Below are 19,386 nucleotides of genomic sequence, written 5' to 3'. Positions count from 1 at the left end.
AAGACGGGAATAATGCTATTTCGAACGCACCGGCGTTCCGGAACACTACTTCGCCGGACTTCGTGATGATATGGGTAAGGGTGACCAACGAGTCGACCGTAAGCGGATGCTACCAGGTGAGTACCATGGAACTGTTCGTAGAGCGTATACCGGAGCCGGTGCTTGACACCGACCATACAACGGTTTGTATTGATTTTGAGACCGGTGAGAATGTACGCGCCGCCGTTATTGATACCCATCTTGATGCTACCCATACCTTTGTGTGGACCAAAGACGGTATCGTAATAGCAGGAGAAACAGGCCCGACACTTACAGTGCTTGAGCCGGGAAGCTATAACGTTGTGGCGACCAGCGCTACAGGATGTGTATCAGACCCGATAGCTCCGGTCGTTATCGAAAGGAGTGGCCCTGCAAGCCCGATCAATTACGGCTATGTAGTGGGTAACCCATTTGGAGGCGACCAGGTGATCACAGTACTTGTACAGGGGTATGGTGAATACCAGTACAAGCTGGATGACGGCCCCTGGCAAAACTCAAATGTATTTGAGAATGTGTCGGCCTATAGCCCTCATACCATATACGTATGGGATGTAGCGACCGCCGATCCGTGTGACGACCTTGAGCTGATCCTTGGGCTTGAGAATGTAAGTGTTATTGACTTCCCTAATTTCTTTACACCGAACGGGGACGGATACAACGACTACTGGAACATCTTCGGTTTAAATACCGATGAGAACAGGGATGCGAAGATCTTCATTTTTGACCGATACGGAAAGCTGATGAAGCAGATAAGCGCGGCAGGTGCCGGATGGGATGGGACCTACAACGGAACCCCTGCTCCTGCAACAGATTACTGGTTCACCGTCGAGTTCACAATAGGCGATCAAAAGCGTGAATTCAAGGCGCATTTCTCGCTGAAAAGATAAAAAGGAAGTAATATGCAGGCCGCCAGATAGTTTTAATAGTAGTTTTATGTATTGGCGGCCGGTATTGCCGCGCATCAATCGGGGGATGCGGAATGCCTCTGTACAAGTAGCCCCACCTTATCATATATCCTGTTACACAACTGGCAATTTACAGTTTATAGGCTAATGCAGGTCCTTGCATTTCGGCTCTGCTCTACGCTATATGCCCCACGAAGGACCCGACCTATATTGATTAACCCATAATGTTAGTCTGAAATCCGGGCATACTCAAGAATGAATAATCTCTTTATTGTAAAATTTAGCTGATTTTGTTAGCGATGTTTTGCAGTGCTTTTGGGTCTTTTCAAATCCGAAATTAGTAACCCATATATGGCTGAATTCATGAATAGTCCAATAAAATATAATGGTTTTTACACATAAAAATATGTCAAATATTTAACGCAAAATTTCACATTTTAAAGCATTAAAAAAGTGCTAAATCTTTCGATTTAACACTTTTTTAAGAGTGACCCCAAGTGTACAAATTCCAAACCATTTTATGCAGGATTTAAAGAAATTGGCCTACTTTAACGGGATTTATTAAGATAAATTTTATACGTTCACAAAGTTAATGGTTTATTTTGTCCAGTTGAGGATTGTTACATTTTTATGCTTCTAAACTGGCACAAGTTCATAGCAATTTATTTTATAATTCATACAATTATCTAATTTTAAGATAAGTGATAACATTAGTTCTACTGCCTTCCCAGCTGTAATTCCATCTCATGTGACACCATTTTAAATACTTTGTCAATTAAATTTCAAACGTGTAAATTAAATTTATACTTTTACTGAATGGGCAAAATGCGGCACATACTAATTCTACTCTTTTCAGTATACCTACTAGGTCTTATGGTATTGCCATGCAGTGAGTCACACGCACAAGAAGCCTCATTTCATAAAACAGCCTCACAAGACCAGCATGACCATGATCATAGCATGGAAACCTGTACGCCGTTTTGCGTTTGCGGTGGTTGCGTTGCTGCGATAGTGTTACATTCTCCATCGGATTATAATTTGCTTGATCCTGCTATTGAGATTCACACGGAGACATCCAATTTCTACCAGTCGGTTACATCCGATTTCCATGGCTCCATCTGGCAGCCACCCCAGTTAGTATAATGATTTACCGGCGATGAGCCGGTACATGCCGCATGCAATCTTGTGGCGAGTAGTATTTAAATCATTACACTAATGCATCATCAATGTTAGATAAGATCATTCATTTTAGCATCAACAATAAATTTATTGTTGGGCTCTTTACCTTGGCACTCGTTGTAGTGGGGACCTATTCGCTGTACAACCTGCCAATTGATGCCCTGCCGGACATCACAAACAACCAGGTACAAATCATTACCAGCTCGCCTACCCTTGCAACCCAGGAGGTTGAGCAACTCATATCATATCCGATTGAACAATCTGTAAAATCAATACCAAAAGTAGTAGAGCTTCGCTCCATAAGCCGATTCGGACTGAGCGTAGTAACCGTTGTTTTTGAGGACGATGTCGATGTTTATTGGGCACGGGCACAAATATCCGAACGCATCAAGGAAGCTGAAGATGTCATTCCCAAAAGTCTCGGCACTCCTGAAATGTCCCCGATAAGTACCGGGCTTGGCGAAATTTACCAATACGTGGTTTTCCCTGAAAAAGGGTATGAAGATACGTTTGACGCTACAGAGCTCCGTACGATACAAGACTGGATCATAAAGCCGCAGCTTACCGGAACCAAAGGTGTTGCAGAGGTAAATACCCTTGGGGGCATGCTAAAGCAATATGAGATTGCGGTACAGCCTGACCGCCTGAGGAGCATGAATACTACCGTCTCTGAAATTTTCGAGGCTCTTGAAGCCAATAATGAAAATACCGGAGGGGCATACATCGACAAGAAACCTTACGCTTATTTTATAAGGGGTATCGGTATGGTAAGCAGTATTGATGATATCAATAAGATTGTAATAAAAAATGTCAACGGCATCCCTATATTGGTCAGGGATGTAGCTAAAGTCCAGATTGGAAGCAGTATCCGCTACGGGGCTGTAACCAAGGATGGCAAAGGCGAAGAGGTAAGCGGATTTGTCATGATGCTTAAAGGCGAAAACAGCGGGCAGGTTGTAGAGCGGGTTAAGGAAAAGATGGAGCAGATCAAGAAGTCCCTTCCTGAGGGTGTTGCTATTGAGCCGTTCATTGACCGGACAAAAATGGTAGATAATGCCATAGGCACCGTACAGAGAAACCTTATTGAGGGTGCGCTTATCGTGGTCTTTATACTAGTGCTTCTTTTAGGCAACTGGCGCGCCGGTTTGGTAGTGGCTTCGGTGATTCCGCTCGCCCTTTTGTTTGCCATTTCAATGATGAAGCTCTTTGGTGTGAGTGGTAATCTAATGAGCCTTGGCGCTATTGACTTCGGGATTATCGTCGATGGCGCTGTCATCATCGTTGAGGCGATAATCCACAGGCTTGAGGTCAGCAAGAAGCGAAAGCTCTCCGCTGCAGAAATGAATGAAGAAGTTTATGGTGCCGCATCCAAAATCAGGAGTAGTGTTGCCTTTGGCGAAATAATCATACTTATTGTGTACCTGCCTATCCTGGCATTGGTAGGTGTAGAAGGAAAGATGTTCGGGCCTATGGCGCAAACGGTATCCTTTGCAATTCTTGGCGCTTTTATCCTTTCCCTTACCTACGTACCAATGATGAGCGCCTGGGTGCTCAAGAAAGAGACAGGGCATACACTGAATTTCAGTGATAAGATTATTTCTTCGATATACAATACTTACCGTCCATTGCTTGACAAGGCACTTAAGGCGAAAGGCATTATCATCGGCGCGTCATTGGCGTTGTTCGCAATGGCGTTGTTGGTATTCAACTCGCTTGGGGGCGAATTTATACCGACACTGGACGAGGGCGATGTCGCCACACACCTCATAATAGCTTCAGGCAGCTCGCTTTCGCAGGAAATTGAAGCTACCACCAAAGCAGAAAAATTATTAAGGGATAAATTCCCTGAAATCACCATGATCGTTACCAAAATAGGAAGTGCGGAAATACCGACTGACCCCATGCCTATTGAAGCAGGTGATATGATCATTATATTAAAAGATAAGGATGAGTGGACCTCTGCCGAAACAAAAGAGGAGCTAATGGAAAAGATGGAGGAAGTGTTGGAAGAGATTCCCGGCGCTACAACTGAATTCTCACAGCCTGTACAGATGCGCATGAATGAACTTATGACGGGTGTCCGCAGTGATGTTGCCATTAAAATTTTCGGTGAAGACATTGATATGCTTGTTAGTAAGGGTGAGGAAGTTACACAGATGATAAAGGGTATCTCCGGAGTCGCCGATGCCAAGGCTGAGCGGGTTACAGGGCTTCCGCAGATAACCATCCGCTATAACAAAGACAAGCTGGCACTGTACGGCCTGAATGTGGGCGACCTGAACAGGGTCATTCGCATGGGTTTTGCCGGTGAAGCAGCAGGTGTTGTGTATGAAGGAGAAAAGCGTTTTGATATGGTAGTGCGCCTTGAAGAGGACAGCCGAAGCGACATCAGTAACCTGAAATCGCTGTATGTTACACTTCCATCCGGAAGCCAAATTCCGTTAGACCAGGTGGCCGATATAAAATATGAAGATGGCCCGATGCAGATAAGCAGGGAAGACGGCAGGAGAAGAATCGTTGTTGGTTTCAATGTCAGGGGGGCAGATGTCGAATCGGTTGTCAAGAAGATACAGGAAAAGCTCGGCGCCAGCCTTAAGCTTCCGTCGGGCTATTACATTACTTACGGAGGCCAGTTTGAGAATCTTGTGCAGGCAAACAAACGTCTAATGATTGCTGTGCCTGTAGCCTTGGCCCTGATATTCGTACTGCTCTACTTCACCTTTAAATCCATAAAGCAGTCCCTGCTCATCTTTACCGCAATCCCGCTATCGGCTATCGGAGGAATTTTTGCGCTATGGCTGCGCGATATGCCGTTCAGCATTTCAGCAGGCGTGGGCTTCATAGCATTGTTTGGGGTGGCCGTGCTTAACGGTATCGTATTGATCGCCTATTTTAACCAGTTAAAATCTGAAGGTATGAATGATATATACAAAAGGATTCACGAGGGCACTAAAGCCAGGCTGAGGCCTGTGATTCTGACCGCAGCAGTTGCGTCACTTGGTTTCCTTCCAATGGCCCTGAGCTCCGGGGCTGGTGCTGAAGTGCAAAAGCCATTGGCTACCGTTGTGATTGGCGGACTTATTACCGCGACATTGCTGACGCTGATTGTGCTGCCGATATTGTATTATTATTTTGAAAGGGGTTTTGGCCAAAAGCCAAAGGTAAAAGGCTTTGCTGTCATAGCCCTTCTGCTGTCACTATGCAGCGGTAACGCGCAAAGCACAAAATCACTGGACGTGAACTCCGCTATATCCACGGCAGTGCAGAATAACAGGGGCGTACAGGCATCAGTGCTTGAGAGCCGTATGCAATCCCAGCTTAAAGGGACGGTATTTGATTTGCCGAAAACAGAAGTTACTGGAACATTCGGCCAGGTAAATACTGCCGCACAAGATAAATACTTCAGCATCTCACAGACTTTTAATCCGTTCCAGTTCGGGGCGCGCAGAAAATTACTGAATGCAACAGCTACTGCATCCGAACTTCGTTTAGAAGTTACCAAGCAGGAACTATCCTACAGGGTGCGGCAGTCATGGAATGCCATGCTATTTTATAATGAGCTTAATAAGATACTTCAGGAACAGAATGGCTATATGCAGAAATTTGTCCGTGCCGCTGACCTGAAGTTTAAGACAGGGGAAACCGGCTCGCTCGAGAATACGACCGCAATTGCCAAGCAGCAGGAGCTCCTGCAGCAGATCAAGCAGAATGAAGCCATGATAAAAGTGGAGCGCTCAAAAATGCGGGTCTTGCTGAACCTTACTGATGACTTTACAGTTAGCGATACCGCTTTTATTGCGCTCCCTGCCATGGCTGTACGAGACTCGGCAATGGTAAAGCATAATGCCAATGTAAAGCTTGCCCAACAGGAACTTGAGGTTGCAAAAGCAGGAATAAAAGTGGAACGGTCCGCCCTGATGCCGGACTTTACTGCCGGCTATTTCATACAGTCCATGCGCGGCGTGCAGGATGTAAATGGCTCTCCTGTAAGTTACGACAGCTCGTTGCAGTTTCAGGGATTCTCCGTGGGGATCGGGATCCCGATTTTCGCGGGAAGCGGTTCTTCACGGATAAAAGCCGCCAAAACCAATGTGGAAGCGCAGCAAATGAGTTCGGACTACCTTCAGGCGCAATTGCAGGGGCAATTCCAGCAACAGTTAGAGCAGCTTAATACTTTCGAGTCCCTGGTGAGTTACTACACTACAACAGCGCTGCCAAATGCCAAGATCATCGTCAATAATTCCACTAAGGCGTATATGAACGGCGACATATCCTATGTGGAATACATGCAGGGCCTTGAGACAGCCCTTGACATAAGGACGAATTATATCAATGCTGTAAATAACCATAACCAGGCTGTAATTAACCTGCAATTCCTGTTGAACCAATAAATCTAATGACAATGAAAAATATAAAGCTTAAACATATACTATATATTATCCTTGGACTTGCTGCAGTCTTTGCGTTTGACTACTTCCTGTTGCGCAATACAATAAAAGATGATGCCCACAACCATGAACATGAGCAGGAGGAGAAAAAGCCGGAAGCTGAGGCAGGCGATAATTCAGCGGTTAAGGAGGTAGAACTTAACGAAGCCCAATTTAAAGCATCTTCAATAGAACTGGGAACTTTTTCGATGAAGAACCTCAGCGAGGTCGTGAATGCCAACGGCTACACCAAGCTGCCCCCGCAGAACCAAGCCGATGTTTCAGTACATATGACCGGTATAGTGAAGTCCATCAACGTCATTGAAGGACAGTATGTAAAAAAAGGGCATGTATTGGCTACCCTTGAAAGCCCTGAATTCGCCCAGTTGCAGGAGGCTTACCTGACATCCAAAAGCAATCTCGAATTCCTTAAGCTTGAATACGAAAGGCAGAAGATACTCAGTGATGAAAATGTAAATTCCAAAAAAGTATTCCAGCGTACGAAATCCGATTATGATATTGAAAAATCGAGGCTTGCTTCCCTGGACAGGCAGCTTTCAGTACTCAACCTGAGCAAAAAATCCGCAACATCCGTAATGGCACTGACGTCGCCACTCACCGGTTATGTTACTGAGGTCAACGTAAGGCTTGCCAGCAATGCAGAGGTGGGCAAACCGCTGTTTACCATCGTGGACAATTCCAAGCTCCATGTAGACCTGCTGGTTTATGAAAAGGACCTGCAAAAGGTAAAGGAAGGGCAAAATATTCGTTTTGTGCTTACCAACCAGGATAATACCGAGATAATAGGCAAAGTGTTTAACGTAAGCAAGTCTTTTGAAAATGATACCAAGTCCGTCGCCGTACATGCAGAAATACTGAACCCAACAAAATCACTCATACCTGGGATGTATGTGAATGCATTAATTGATGTGGGTACCCGCCAAGTGCAGGCGCTTCCGGCAGATGCGGTAATAAGAGCTGACGGAAGGGAATATATCTTCGTATTAGAGGAGGGCCATGAAGAGGCTCCACATGATGAGCAGCAGGGGCATAAGCATGACGACGGGCACGACCATGACCACGACCATGACGCTACAGAAGGGCATAACCATGACGATGGGCATGAGCACGAGGAAGAAGGGACAACATATCATTTCCAGCGCATCGAAGTCAAAACCGGGACTTCCCAACTGGGTTATGTACAGGTAACCCTTCTGCAGGAAATCGGAAAGGACGCGAAAATCGTGCTGAAAGGCGCCTATTATATCCAGAGCCACCTTGTAAAAAGCGAAGGCGGCGGCGGGCATCAACATTAAAAACTGTTAGAATGAAGTTTTATACTGCAATGCCAAAAAATCTTAAGCCGTACTTTAAGGCGGAATTGGTAAGGTCAAAAGAAATGTCAGATACCGATATGATGCAAAGCTGGAGACATCTGGAACGGGCGCATATCATAGGCCAGCATTATCCATTACAGCATACATCCGTACACTGGCAGATGCTAAAGTTCGGCTTTACGATTAAGAGTGCAAAGGAAATCCTGGGGCAGCTGCCCAGGCTCGCCATAGGAGGCGTCAAATCTTTTGTGGGCAGGATACCTGTCGGCAATACGGGAGGCGCGGATGTGCCGGCGTTAAAACCAATGCCGATACCCGAAGACCTTCAGGAAATAATTAAAAATAACTCAAACTGATCAATATGGAAAAGCATAAATCTAGGGGAGAAAACCACGGGCACGCCCATGAAGAGGGTGGCTTGTTTGGGAAGAATACGGAATTGTATTTCTCATTGCTGTGCGGCTTCCTGCTAGGGATCGGCTTTGCACTATCATTTGCTGATGTTCCGGGCTGGATCCCACTGTCCCTTTATATAGCTGCCTATTTCTTCGGCGGATTCTTTACCGCGCAAGAGGCGATACAGACTATTGCAAAGGGCGGTTTTGAGATTGATTTCCTGATGCTGGTTGCCGCCATAGGCGCCGGTATACTTGGTGAATGGGCAGAAGGCGCACTGCTGCTTTTCCTTTTCAGCCTCGGTCATGCCCTGGAGCACTATGCAATGGGACGCGCGCGAAAATCCATAGAAGCACTTGCAAGCCTTGCGCCACCTGTTGCGTTAGTCCGAAGAGATGGCAAGGAGCAGGAGGTGCCTATCGAAAAACTTGAACTTGGAGATGTCATCGTAATCAAGCCAAACAGCAAGATGCCCGCCGATGGCGTGGTTGTAAAGGGAGAGGGCAGCGTAAACCAGGCACCCATAACAGGAGAGAGTGTCCCTGTCGATAAAAGGCCAGTTTCGGACACCGAAAAAGACTATAGCGAGGATAAAAATATCAAAGCAGAAAACAGGGTTTTCGCAGGCACCATAAATGGCGCCTCTGCACTCGAAGTGAAAGTTATACGTAAGGCGCAGGATTCAACAATAGCCAGGCTGATCAAGATGGTTAACGAAGTGGAACAGCAGAAGTCGCCCACACAACTCTTCACGGACCGTTTTGAAAAGATATTTGTACCGGCGGTCCTGGTTTTGGTCTCACTACTTTGTTTCGCATTTTTAATAATTGACGAGCCGTTCAGCAAGAGCTTTTACAGAGCCATGGCTGTACTGGTGGCGGCCAGTCCCTGCGCTCTGGCAATCAGCACACCCAGTGCCGTTCTTAGCGGCGTTGCGAGGGCGGCTAAGGGCGGTGTGCTTATAAAGGGTGGGAAGCCTCTTGAAGACCTGGGAAGCCTTGAAGCGGTAGCCTTTGATAAGACGGGTACACTAACCGAAGGCAAGCCCAAGCTAACGAACATAATACCATTCGGCAATATTGACGAACAACGATTCCTGCAAATTACAGTTGCTGTTGAGAAACAAAGTGATCACCCGCTCGCACAAGCTATCGTAAAGGGCGTAAAAGATAAATTTCCCGACTTGGCTGTTGGTGATGCCTCCAATGTTAAAGGCATCGTTGGTAAAGGTGTCAGTGCCGAGTTTGAAGGCAAGGAAGTGTTGATCGGCAACAAGGCACTATTTAAAGATAACGGGGACTTGGAACACGATTTGGAAGAAAAGGTTACAGTCCTTGAAAAAGAGGGCAATACTACCATGATAGTCCGGTTCGATGGGAAGTATATCGGGATATTGTCACTTATGGATATTGCGCGGGATGAAGCTGCTGCAGTACTTAAGCAGTTAAGTGAACTAGGCATTAAGAAAATGATAATGCTGACAGGTGATAACCAGCAGGTAGGGGAAGCTGTGTCCAAAGAAATTGGGGTTACGCAAGTCATGGGTAATCTAATGCCTGAAGACAAAGTTGCAGCTGTAGAAAAACTGAATAAAGAGCATGGTAAGGTAGCGATGGTAGGCGACGGAGTCAATGATGCTCCTGCTATGGCTAAAAGCACCGTAGGCATCGCCATGGGTGCCGCGGGAAGCGATGTAGCCCTGGAGACGGCTGACATAGCGCTGATGGGAGACAAGCTTGAGGGGCTTCCATTTGCCATAGGGCTTAGCCGTAAATCGCGTGCTATAATAAAGCAGAACCTTTGGATAAGCCTTGGTGTTGTAGCAGCATTAGTCCCTCTTACAATTGCAGGTGTTGCAACCATCGGGCCTGCTGTAATTGCTCACGAAGGTTCTACTCTGCTGGTTGTATTCAATGCGCTCCGACTGTTGGCATACAAAAATAATAGCATTTGACAGCATGCTTACTGCGCGACAATTCTTTCCATAATTATCTGATTGATGTCAGATATTTATATATCTACAGAGAATTATATCGTTCTTTAAATTTAGCACTAAAGCAAGCATTATCCAATTCCCAAACGTGTAAGCAAGCTATCTTTCTTTGACCTTGCCACCGCCAGTTTATCGCCATTTTCCATGATGACAAAAAGGCCCTCGTTCCTTGAAAACTGCGCTACTTCGGATATATTGATTATGGTAGAATGGTGTATCCGCTCAAAAATGCTTTCCGGCAGATGGGGTTCTATTTCGCCAAGGGAGCGCGATACTATAAGTTTCCGCCTATCTAAAAGTACCACTTCGGTATAGGCACGCTCGGCATTGCAGTAAAGAATATTATCTACACGTATAAAATCATAGCCATCCTTATTTCGCAGGGCGATGCGCTGCTTACCGGGTTGCAGGCCTTTATTCAGGCTGTGGTTTTGGACACGTTCGGCCATGCCTGCCGAAGCATTTTCGCGCTTGAGCCGGTTGATGGTATCCATAAGCTGTTCAGTGTCTACAGGCTTTAGCAGGTAGTCGAATGCGCTAACACGCAGCGCCTTCAATACAAACTGGTCGTAAGCCGTTGTAAATACCACTGTAAAATTTACCGCGTCGCCAAGCTGCTCCAGCATCTGGAAACCGCTCATCAGGGGCATGGAGATGTCCAAAAAAACTATATTTGGCTTGTGTTCCCTGATAGCTTCAATGCCTTCCTGCCCTGACTGGCAGGTTGCTATCACGGTTACTTCGGGGCAAAACAACTGGATGTCACTCTGCAGCGCGTTGATGCAGTGCGGCTCATCGTCTATGATAATGGCTCTCATTCTATACGTTTAATGTAATTATGACTAACGTGCCTGATGGCTGCCCGTCACTATCTTTTTTGTCAATTATTTCTATACTTGCGCTGCCGTTGTGCATGGCATTGTACAGGTCAAGCCTGCCTTCCACAAGTTTTACGCCCTTCGATTCGTGCCCCGGTTCTTTAGGCTGTGAATTTCGGCCCGCGCCATTATCGTCAATTTTACAATAAATAAGCTCATCTTCCAAAATTACAGAAACCGTGATCTTCCCGCCTTGCGGCAGCGGCAACAGCCCGTGAATAATGGCATTTTCTATAAATGGCTGTAAAAGCAAAGCTGGTATCTTAATAGCATTCGGATCAACATCCGGGTCAATATCAAATTCATATTGCAGCTTTTTACCAAATCTCAGGGCCTCGAGTTTTAGGTACAGGCGGCAGGTATGCAGCTCATCGGCAAGGCTCACCTCAAGCAGGTTACTGTTGAGCTGGTTGCGTAATAGCTGTGCAAAAGTGGAGAGGTACAATATTGCTTCTTTGTTCCGGAAATCGTGCATCAGCGATTTTATGGAGTTGAGGCAGTTGAAGATAAAGTGTGGGTTCATTTGCGCCCGCATGGCCTTCGCTTCCAGCTGCATCGCCTCACGCTCGTAGGCCATCTGGAGCATGTCTTTTTTTCTGGTTTGTGTAATTTTCCGCCTTACGCCCAGATAAACTAATAGTGCTACGATAAGGATAATGGCCGACATAAACCACCACGTCAGCCAAAAAGGAGGCGAAATGTGGATTTTTACTATTTTTACCTTATCACTCCATTCGCCCATGGTATTGGAAGCATTGATATGCAGCTCATAGTCCCCGGGCGGAATGTAAGAGTAGGTTGCGGTATTATCGTTCCCCGAAAATACCCAGCCATCATCAAGCCCCTTCATCTGGTAGCGGTACTGTATTTTTTCGGGGAGGTTGTATTCGGCTGCGGCAAATTCAAATGCCAGCGAATTTTTATCGTAGGGGAGTTCCATCAGTTGGATACCATTAATTCCATTGCCCGAAAATTGGTTGACAGCCGGCAGCTCCCTATTGTTTATGAATATTGAAGTGATGAGCGTTTCAGGCTTGTAGTTGTCAGTCAGCATTGACTTCGGGTCAAAAACAACATACCCATACGCACCTCCAAAGGCAAGCCTGCCATCGGGAAATTTGAAATAGTGGTAGCGGTTGAATTCCTGTCCGTTTTCGCCAATAACATTATGCAAATGTATCCTGCTCCCGTCAAACGCGAAAGACAGGAGGCCTTTGCCTGTTATGCCCCAAAGGTTTCCGCTGCTATCCGAAAGCAGGTTGGCAACTGTATTGTGGGGAAGGCCATTGGCAGTCGTGTATCCAAAGTGCTGTCTGGTTTTTGTATTAAATTTTATGAGCCCGGCATACATAGTCCCGATCCATAAAATGTCTTTTTTTTTGGAGTCCCTAAGTATTGAAATTACCCGGACATCCGGGAAATAGCGTGTTGTTTTGCCATTGCCGATGTCGTAATGAAACAGGCCCAGTGTGCTGCTTATCCAAAAATCAGAATTGCCGGCAACAAGCCCGTTAATTTCGTTTTGAAACGGATCGCCAATATCAAATGGGACCTTGTGCCTGAAAGTGATCGTATTGGTAGCCGGATCCAGCGTATACAGCCGCATATCGAGCCCTATGCCCCAAACCCTGCCCGACGGATCTTCGGCCATCGCGCAGGTAGGCAATTTCTTAGGCAAGCCGCCCTCGTATTTCCATTGCGGATAGTTTACTTTTTTATCCCTGTCCATGGAGAAAACACTCCCAATATGGGAATCCGGTTGTGATTGTGCCACCCAGAGCGTCCCGTCTTTTGCCTGGAGCCAACGCCAGTAGTACCCCGAAATGGTATCGAGTAATTTATTGGCACGCCTGTCATCCAGCCCGGCTTTTTTAAGGATATTGGTATGGAATAATTTATTTATTGACTTCCTGGCCAAATGGTTGATCCTCAGGTCATATTGCTCAATGCCCAGGCCACCGGTACCGACCCAAAGAATGCCAGAACGGTCTATTAATTGCGGAGACCCATTCATCTTTGTACTTACAACCTTGAGGTTGTTTTGTGGGTCTAATGACAGCATGCCCACCCAGTTCTTGCTAAAATAGATACTGCCATCATTGCCGATCACTTTTTGCGATACGGCCAGATACTGCTTGTTTAGTGTGGAAGGAAGCGGAATAGACTTAAATGTTTTGTCCGAAGGCCGATAATTTATTATCTTATCATCATAAACGATAGTCAGTTGGCCGTTGGGTCTTGCTATTACCGAATTATCCCGTAGGCCTACAGTAGACGGCGGCAGTTTTGTAGGTTTAAACGGAATGGTTACCCGTTGTGTCACTGCGTGGTTTTTGTCCAGGAAGATCAGCTCATAATCTGTGGTCAGGATAATTGATTTTCCCACTGATGCAATTCCCAGTACGGGGTCTTTTTGCCTTATGTGCTGCAGTGTAGTAAATGCCTCGTTTATTATATATACTTCTCCGGTATTGGCGAGGAGCCAGTAATCTCCTGAAGTATCAATAAATGACCTTCCCCGTTTAAAGAGCCCTTCAAGGCCTGCAAATTCTTTTTTGGCAGTAAGGGGAATTATCTTTTCTGTTGCCGTATTAAAAATATCGAGATGGCCCGACTCGTAAGTTATCCAAAGCTTATCTTTTTTATCCAGCCAAAGCTGGGTAATTATTCCTGATGAGAGTCCGCCCTTAACCGATGGTATATGGTAAAAGTTCCTGAATTCCCTGCCATCATAACGTGCCAGCCCGTTGCGCGTGCCAATCCAAATGAAGCCTTTACTGTCTTGCACTATTGCACTGATAAAGCCCTGTGGCAGCCCGTTCTCAGCAGTAAGTTTACGCAATAGGGGAGGCCCTTCCTGCGCATTGGCAAAAAGGCAGGCTAACAGCAATGTTATGAAAATGATATTTTTAAGTAAATGGATCATCGGCGGTAAAAATATGCAATTTTAACATTGGTTGATAATGCCTGCCTGCCGCATTGCCGAGTGAAAAGCGGATTGTTGGCTTTTTCCAGACTTTATATTCCCAACGGTTATAAATTCCTTACCAACGGTCAAGCCAAAACCAACTTTGGTATATCAGAACTTTTTTACAAAAACTTTCCTAATATTTTTGGACTGAAATTAATCAGATACAAAACTTTATGAAAACAAAATTACTTAGTGCATTTTTTCTATGTGTCAGTCTTAGCGTAAGCGCGCAAATCCCAACGGAGATGACTACCGGTATACAGACTGTTATGAATAACCTGACATCTACAGTTCTTACAGATACAGGGGAGGCTACAGGTGTAGGATTCGCAATGTACATTCCCGGTTATGGGAGCTGGCAGGGTGCCTCGGGAGTTGCATCTCCAGGAGTTCCTTTAACAGTGAACCATACTATGGGTATTGGTAGCCATAGCAAGTTGTATACTGCTGTTATTTTGTTAAAGCTACAGGAGCAGGGATTGGTTTCTCTTGATAGTCCCATTAGCCAATACATTACAACACCAATCGCCAATGTAGATATGACCGTATCCATCCGTCAGCTACTGAAGCATGAATCAGGGATTTTTGACCCAGTAAACGATGGATGGGAAGCTTTTTGGGGAAATGTTTATAACGACCCGACAGTATTTTGGGGTTACCAAAATTACTACACAATGATAGAGCAGCCCCTTTTTAGTAAAGGCACCGCTTTTGCTTACAGCAATGTCGGATATAGCATTGCAGCTAACATTATCCAGAATGTAACAGGTAACAGCTATGCACATAATCTGCACCAGTACATTACTACACCTTTGGGGCTGGATATGACTTTTGATTCGGCGGAAGATACTTCTGCTCTGAATGCAGTACAGGAATCACAATCTTATACGGTAGATTTCTGGTGGCCACGTCTGGGGTCAGTAGCGGCAGCTTCGCTAATTCGCGGAGCAGGCAGCATTGTTGCGACGCCACAAGATGTTGTAGATTTTTACAAGGCGCTGTTTCACGAATCATTTCTATCTGATGTTTCAATGCAGCAACTTCTCGATTTTGAAAGTGGGTCAGGGTTTGGCCTGGGTATCAGGGAGGGTATTTTTACGCTGAATAACGATGAGATATTCTTCCACGGTGGCAGCTATATAGGGTTCATCTCCGAGGTTATTTATAACCGCAGGTCCGGGGCAATAACATTCCTGGTAGGTAATACTGACCAAATCCCGGGACCAACGTACGCAGCCTTATATAATCCGTATCTGCAATACTTCCCGAAAAAAGTAAACGATGCGGGTATCAGTAAGATTGTGTCACCCCGAAGCACAATATGCAGCCAGAATATTGCGCCTGTGGTGATGCTGAAGAATTTTGGCAGCGCTGCCTTAACAAGTGCCACAATAAATTACCAGGTAGATAACGGAACGGCACAAACGTTTAGCTGGACCGGAAATATCGCGAGTGGGTCAGAACTACAGGTCACGTTGCCTGTACTTACAGCTGCGGCCGGAAATCACGACCTGAAAATATGGACTACAACACCAAACGGTGCTTCCGAGGGAAATTTGTACAATGACAGCAGGAACTCCAGCTTTACGTTCAGTACTGGAAATGGCCTGCCATCAACTTTTTCCGAAGGATTTGAAGGCACTAGTTTAAACGTAAACATCTGGAGTCCGGAACATCTGATTTCCCGCGAATGGGGCAGGACGGATCTTTCTTCCAAAACAGGTACTGCTTCTCTTGTAAAAAATAATTTTGAAAATGCGAACATCGGTTCTGTAAGCTACATAGACCTGCCTATGCTGCATGTAGCCAACGGTTCGCAGCAACTGAATTTCAGCTATGCTTACAGTGCATTGCCAGGTGCAGACGATACTCTTGAAGTACTTGTTTCAGGCGATTGCGGAGCAACCTGGACTTCGCTTTATAATAAAGCGGGAGGAATACTTTCACAAGGCCTTTTCATGAGTGATGCTGATATTTGGGGTTATTTTCCACAAATTGCTGCGGAGTGGCATACTGAGACTATTTCGCTGGCCGCTTATGCTAACAGCAACTTACTAATACGATTCAAACAAACAAATGATGGTGGGGGCACTATATTTCTTGACGATTTGTATGTTGGCACATCACTGGGACTTGCTGACCTAAACAAAGATGTAATCAGAGTTTACCCTAACCCTGCAGCCGACAAGGTAATGGTTACCGGACTTGAAGATGGTACTATAGTATCACTATACAATATTTCAGGGCAAAAACTTATGGATGTAGCAGCCAATGGTGACACGGCAATCGACATTAGCAGCCTGGCCAAAGGCATGTATTTCCTGAACACGGCTAAGGGGTCAGCGAAAATAATCAAAAAGTAGTTTTTTTCATGATGCAATGCTGAAGCAGTGGTTAGGCTTTTGCCGAATTACTGCTTACAGCATTGATAAACTAATGGATTTATGAAATATTTTTACATCGCTTTACTATCAGTACTTTGTTTTAACCATGCTATAGTGGCGCAAACGCTACTGCTCAGCAATGATTTTGGTACAGACCTGGCATCAATGCAGGCCGCTACAGCGGGCTGGGGCGTTGCTGAGCTTGACGGCAACGGGCATGGGTGGATGCCTTACCTCAGTTCGGATTTTCATGACTTAGGCTTCACCGGAATTGTGGACGCTTCTGCCTCATTCACATCTGATGAAGAAGGCAATATAACTCCGCTTAGTACAATGAACCTTCTTGGCTCCCCATTAATAAACCTTTCAGGCTACAGCAGTGCACAGCTTACTTTTAGAATTGGGGCTTTACTTTTAGACGAAGGACAGATGGGCTATCAGTTACTGGTCGTAGAAGATGATTTTGTTGATTTTGCTAATCCCAATTTTGTGGAGTCAATTACGAGTGAAGGTTCTCATGAAGTAACTTTTGATCTGACACCCTTTATAGGAGAAACCATAACCCTTATGTGGTATCATGAACCGTTTCTGACCTATGGTAACGGCTACCTTATACTCGATGATATTGTGGTAACAGCTTCAAATACTGCGGGAATTGAAGAGTTTCTCACTCCCAAATTATCTGTGTACCCTAACCCTGCAAGCGACATGGTAACTATAAGCGGCCTGGCGGATAACACGCCTGTATCTATCTACACTGTTACAGGACAGAAAGTTAAGGATGTTATGGGTAGTAGCGACACCAGAATAGATGTCAGCAGCCTGGCTTCAGGGGCTTATTTCGTAAAAACGCCTGTTGGGACTGTAAAGGTAATTAAGAAATAGTTTTTTGGTTTATTTAAATTTCATCGCAGTAGCAGGTTTCATTCCTGTTGCTGCTTTTGATTATCACTTTAATATTTATAATTATGAAATCTAATTTTATCTCAGTCTTAATGATGTTGTTAATGTCCGGGTTTGTATCAAATGCCCAAGATACATTTCTGGACAGTACCTTCGGGAATAACGGCATAGTTACCGCCGAATTTTTTACTACTAATGCAATGGCATTGCAAAGTGATGGTAAAATCCTGGTTGCCGGCAGCAAATTTGGCACTTTTCCCGATCCGATAATTTTGAGGTTTAATGCGGATGGGTCGCCGGATACAACTTTTGGCACAAATGGGAAAGTTCAGTTCAACCTGCCTCATACAGAATATTTTACAGACATAACCCAACTACCTGACGGACAAATCCTGGCAATGGGAATTCGCTATATTTCGGGAGGAGGAATAATTCCTAACACATCGAAGATCATGTTCATGCGTTTTAGCCAAAATGGAACCCTGGAGACTTCTTTAGGAAACGAGGGTATGCTGCTGACGGCATTTGGGACGGAGCAGCGGTCGGACGTTAAAAAAATGATCCGGCTCCCTGATGGTAAAATTATGGTTTCGGGGAGTGTGCCCCCTGGAGGAATGGGTGTATCAAGGCCAGCATTGGCACGGTTTAACGCCGACTTTACACCAGACACATCTTTTAACGGTACAGGATATAAAGTACTGACATCTCTTATAGGCGCCTATAATACAATAGATATTGATGAACAAGGCAGGATAGTGACAATATTGAGTGTAAACGGAGCTACTGCAGGTGTTTTCAGGTTCTTGCAGGATGGCCAGGCAGATGTTTCTTTTGGCACTAATGGCGTTGCTACAGTTACCCACGGTGGATCCCAATGCTTTCCAAGCGAAATCAAGGCCGCTGCTGACGGCAAAATATTGCTTTGCGGTTCTTTAAATAATGCACCGCGAACGGCCTTTACATTACGCCTGCTGCCAAACGGTACTCCTGACAATACCTTTGGCGATGCCGGTGTTTTTAAATTAGTGAATTCTTCCGCAGAAGATGAAGTAGCCGTGCGGATGCTGCAGCTGCCCAATGGAAAAATCATAAACGGATTAAGGCGATATACTGCTTCATTTGATTTTGGGCTTGCCTTCATTGATGCCAATGGCATACTAGATACAACGCTGGGAATGCAGGGAGAAGTTACGACTACCCTTAACAATCATCAGTATATGTACTGCATGGTGCAGCAGCCGGACGGAAAAGTTTTGGCCGTAGGCAATGATAATTCCAATATGGTGTTGGTGCGCTATGATATCCAGGAGGCGCTGTCACAGGTCGATTTTGCTAAGGGAAAGTTTTCAGTATATCCTAACCCGGCAAGCGATAACATAACAGTTGCTGGCCTTACTGAAGGTATTGTGGTGTCACTTTACAACGTTTCGGGACAGAAGCTGCTTGAAGTAACAGCCAATGGCAATACTCCGATAGACATTAGCAGCCTCGCCAAAGGAATATATTTACTGAATACTGATGTAGGATCTGCGAAAGTAATCAAGAAGTAGTTTTTTTGGGATTAATTTTTCGTGCAGCGGCAAGTTGTTTGTCGCTGCTTTGAGCAAATTATTATACCACTACGCAAGAACTAATAAATAAAATAACGTAAAAAATTCACCAGTAAGATTTTACATTAACAAAATTGAGTTATTTAATATACTTCAGTCAATTTTTAAGACGGTTTGTATCCTGTCAAGTCAACTACTCAGGACATTTAAACCGAAACTAAAAACTTACAAATGCATAGCATTTTTATATGTAAGATTATTAAAACAAAAAAGTGCTAAATCTTTCGATTTAACACTATTTTAAGAGTGACCTCGACTGGATTCAAACCAGTAACCTTCTGAGCCGTAATCAGATGCGCTATTCAGTTGCGCCACGAGGCCGTTATGTTAGCAAACTTCCTGTTTATAAGGCGTTCGGAGAACT

The 19,386-nt window shown here is 45.1% G+C and carries 11 protein-coding genes and 1 tRNA gene; 9 read left to right on the top strand and 3 right to left on the bottom strand.

Translation table 11 applies throughout. The annotated features are described in order from the left end of the window. The 6 genes from ACT6R0_RS06675 to ACT6R0_RS06650 all read left to right on the top strand — a co-directional run. On the top strand, positions 1-926 hold a 926-nt coding region (locus ACT6R0_RS06675), incomplete at its 5' end, for a T9SS type B sorting domain-containing protein (protein ID WP_444667371.1). A gap of 834 nt (positions 927-1,760) precedes the next feature. Beyond that, the gene (locus ACT6R0_RS06670; RefSeq protein WP_444652298.1) at positions 1,761-2,087 is read left to right on the top strand and encodes a DUF6660 family protein; all 327 of its coding nucleotides are present in this window, start codon (positions 1,761-1,763) and stop codon (positions 2,085-2,087) included. 83 nt (positions 2,088-2,170) lie between these two features. Continuing rightward, complete coding sequence (locus ACT6R0_RS06665; protein ID WP_444652297.1) at positions 2,171-6,514, top strand: CusA/CzcA family heavy metal efflux RND transporter; 4,344 nt, start codon at positions 2,171-2,173, stop codon at positions 6,512-6,514. Between the two features lie 11 nt (positions 6,515-6,525). Further along, positions 6,526-7,866: an efflux RND transporter periplasmic adaptor subunit gene (locus ACT6R0_RS06660; protein WP_444652296.1), complete on the top strand. Its 1,341-nt coding sequence runs from the start codon at positions 6,526-6,528 to the stop codon at positions 7,864-7,866. Between the two features lie 11 nt (positions 7,867-7,877). Next, positions 7,878-8,243 carry a DUF3703 domain-containing protein gene (locus ACT6R0_RS06655; RefSeq protein WP_444652295.1) on the top strand — a complete coding sequence of 122 codons (366 nt, stop codon included), beginning with the start codon at positions 7,878-7,880 and terminating at the stop codon, positions 8,241-8,243. 5 nt (positions 8,244-8,248) lie between these two features. Continuing rightward, positions 8,249-10,237 (top strand): heavy metal translocating P-type ATPase, encoded by a 1,989-nt coding sequence (locus ACT6R0_RS06650; protein ID WP_444652294.1) that lies wholly within the window; start codon positions 8,249-8,251, stop codon positions 10,235-10,237. A gap of 110 nt (positions 10,238-10,347) precedes the next feature. On the opposite strand, the gene ACT6R0_RS06645 is transcribed toward ACT6R0_RS06650, so the two are convergent. Both ACT6R0_RS06645 and ACT6R0_RS06640 read right to left on the bottom strand, forming a co-directional pair. Then, entirely contained in the window at positions 10,348-11,094 is a 747-nt protein-coding gene (locus ACT6R0_RS06645) for a LytR/AlgR family response regulator transcription factor (RefSeq protein ID WP_444652293.1), read from the bottom strand. A gap of 1 nt (position 11,095) precedes the next feature. Further along, positions 11,096-14,080: a ligand-binding sensor domain-containing protein gene (locus ACT6R0_RS06640; protein ID WP_444652292.1), complete on the bottom strand. Its 2,985-nt coding sequence runs from the start codon at positions 14,078-14,080 to the stop codon at positions 11,096-11,098. Positions 14,081-14,394: 314 nt separating this feature from the next. Between ACT6R0_RS06640 and ACT6R0_RS06635 the strand changes: the two genes are divergently transcribed. The 3 genes from ACT6R0_RS06635 (at position 14,395) to ACT6R0_RS06625 (ending at position 18,962) form a co-directional block, all read left to right on the top strand. Beyond that, the gene (locus ACT6R0_RS06635; RefSeq protein WP_444652291.1) at positions 14,395-16,488 is read left to right on the top strand and encodes a serine hydrolase; all 2,094 of its coding nucleotides are present in this window, start codon (positions 14,395-14,397) and stop codon (positions 16,486-16,488) included. Between the two features lie 81 nt (positions 16,489-16,569). After that, positions 16,570-17,394 carry a T9SS type A sorting domain-containing protein gene (locus tag ACT6R0_RS06630; protein ID WP_444652290.1) on the top strand — a complete coding sequence of 275 codons (825 nt, stop codon included), beginning with the start codon at positions 16,570-16,572 and terminating at the stop codon, positions 17,392-17,394. A 122-nt stretch (positions 17,395-17,516) separates the two neighbouring features. Continuing rightward, positions 17,517-18,962, top strand: coding sequence for a T9SS type A sorting domain-containing protein (locus ACT6R0_RS06625; protein WP_444652289.1), 1,446 nt, complete (start codon positions 17,517-17,519; stop codon positions 18,960-18,962). A gap of 307 nt (positions 18,963-19,269) precedes the next feature. On the opposite strand, the gene ACT6R0_RS06620 is transcribed toward ACT6R0_RS06625, so the two are convergent. Continuing rightward, positions 19,270-19,343: transfer RNA gene (locus tag ACT6R0_RS06620), tRNA-Arg, on the bottom strand. Between the last annotated feature and the right edge of the window lie 43 nt (positions 19,344-19,386).

Origin of the sequence: Flavobacterium sp., from assembly GCF_052437795.1 — a bacterium.
Classification (GTDB): Bacteria; Bacteroidota; Bacteroidia; order Flavobacteriales; family Flavobacteriaceae; genus Flavobacterium.
Note: the sequence above shows the minus strand (reverse complement) of the source record. Positions and strands in the feature narration are given on the sequence as shown.

What these genes read in the sequence shown, in the direction of transcription:
- ACT6R0_RS06670 (WP_444652298.1), top strand. Translation starts at nt 1,761, where the DNA reads ATGGGCAAAATGCGGCACATACTAATTCTACTCTTTTCAGTATACCTA.
- ACT6R0_RS06665 (WP_444652297.1), top strand. Translation starts at nt 2,171, where the DNA reads ATGTTAGATAAGATCATTCATTTTAGCATCAACAATAAATTTATTGTT.
- ACT6R0_RS06660 (WP_444652296.1), top strand. Translation starts at nt 6,526, where the DNA reads ATGAAAAATATAAAGCTTAAACATATACTATATATTATCCTTGGACTT.
- ACT6R0_RS06655 (WP_444652295.1), top strand. Translation starts at nt 7,878, where the DNA reads ATGAAGTTTTATACTGCAATGCCAAAAAATCTTAAGCCGTACTTTAAG.
- ACT6R0_RS06650 (WP_444652294.1), top strand. Translation starts at nt 8,249, where the DNA reads ATGGAAAAGCATAAATCTAGGGGAGAAAACCACGGGCACGCCCATGAA.
- ACT6R0_RS06645 (WP_444652293.1), bottom strand. Translation starts at nt 11,094, where the DNA reads ATGAGAGCCATTATCATAGACGATGAGCCGCACTGCATCAACGCGCTG.
- ACT6R0_RS06640 (WP_444652292.1), bottom strand. Translation starts at nt 14,080, where the DNA reads ATGATCCATTTACTTAAAAATATCATTTTCATAACATTGCTGTTAGCC.
- ACT6R0_RS06635 (WP_444652291.1), top strand. Translation starts at nt 14,395, where the DNA reads ATGAATAACCTGACATCTACAGTTCTTACAGATACAGGGGAGGCTACA.
- ACT6R0_RS06630 (WP_444652290.1), top strand. Translation starts at nt 16,570, where the DNA reads ATGAAATATTTTTACATCGCTTTACTATCAGTACTTTGTTTTAACCAT.
- ACT6R0_RS06625 (WP_444652289.1), top strand. Translation starts at nt 17,517, where the DNA reads ATGTCCGGGTTTGTATCAAATGCCCAAGATACATTTCTGGACAGTACC.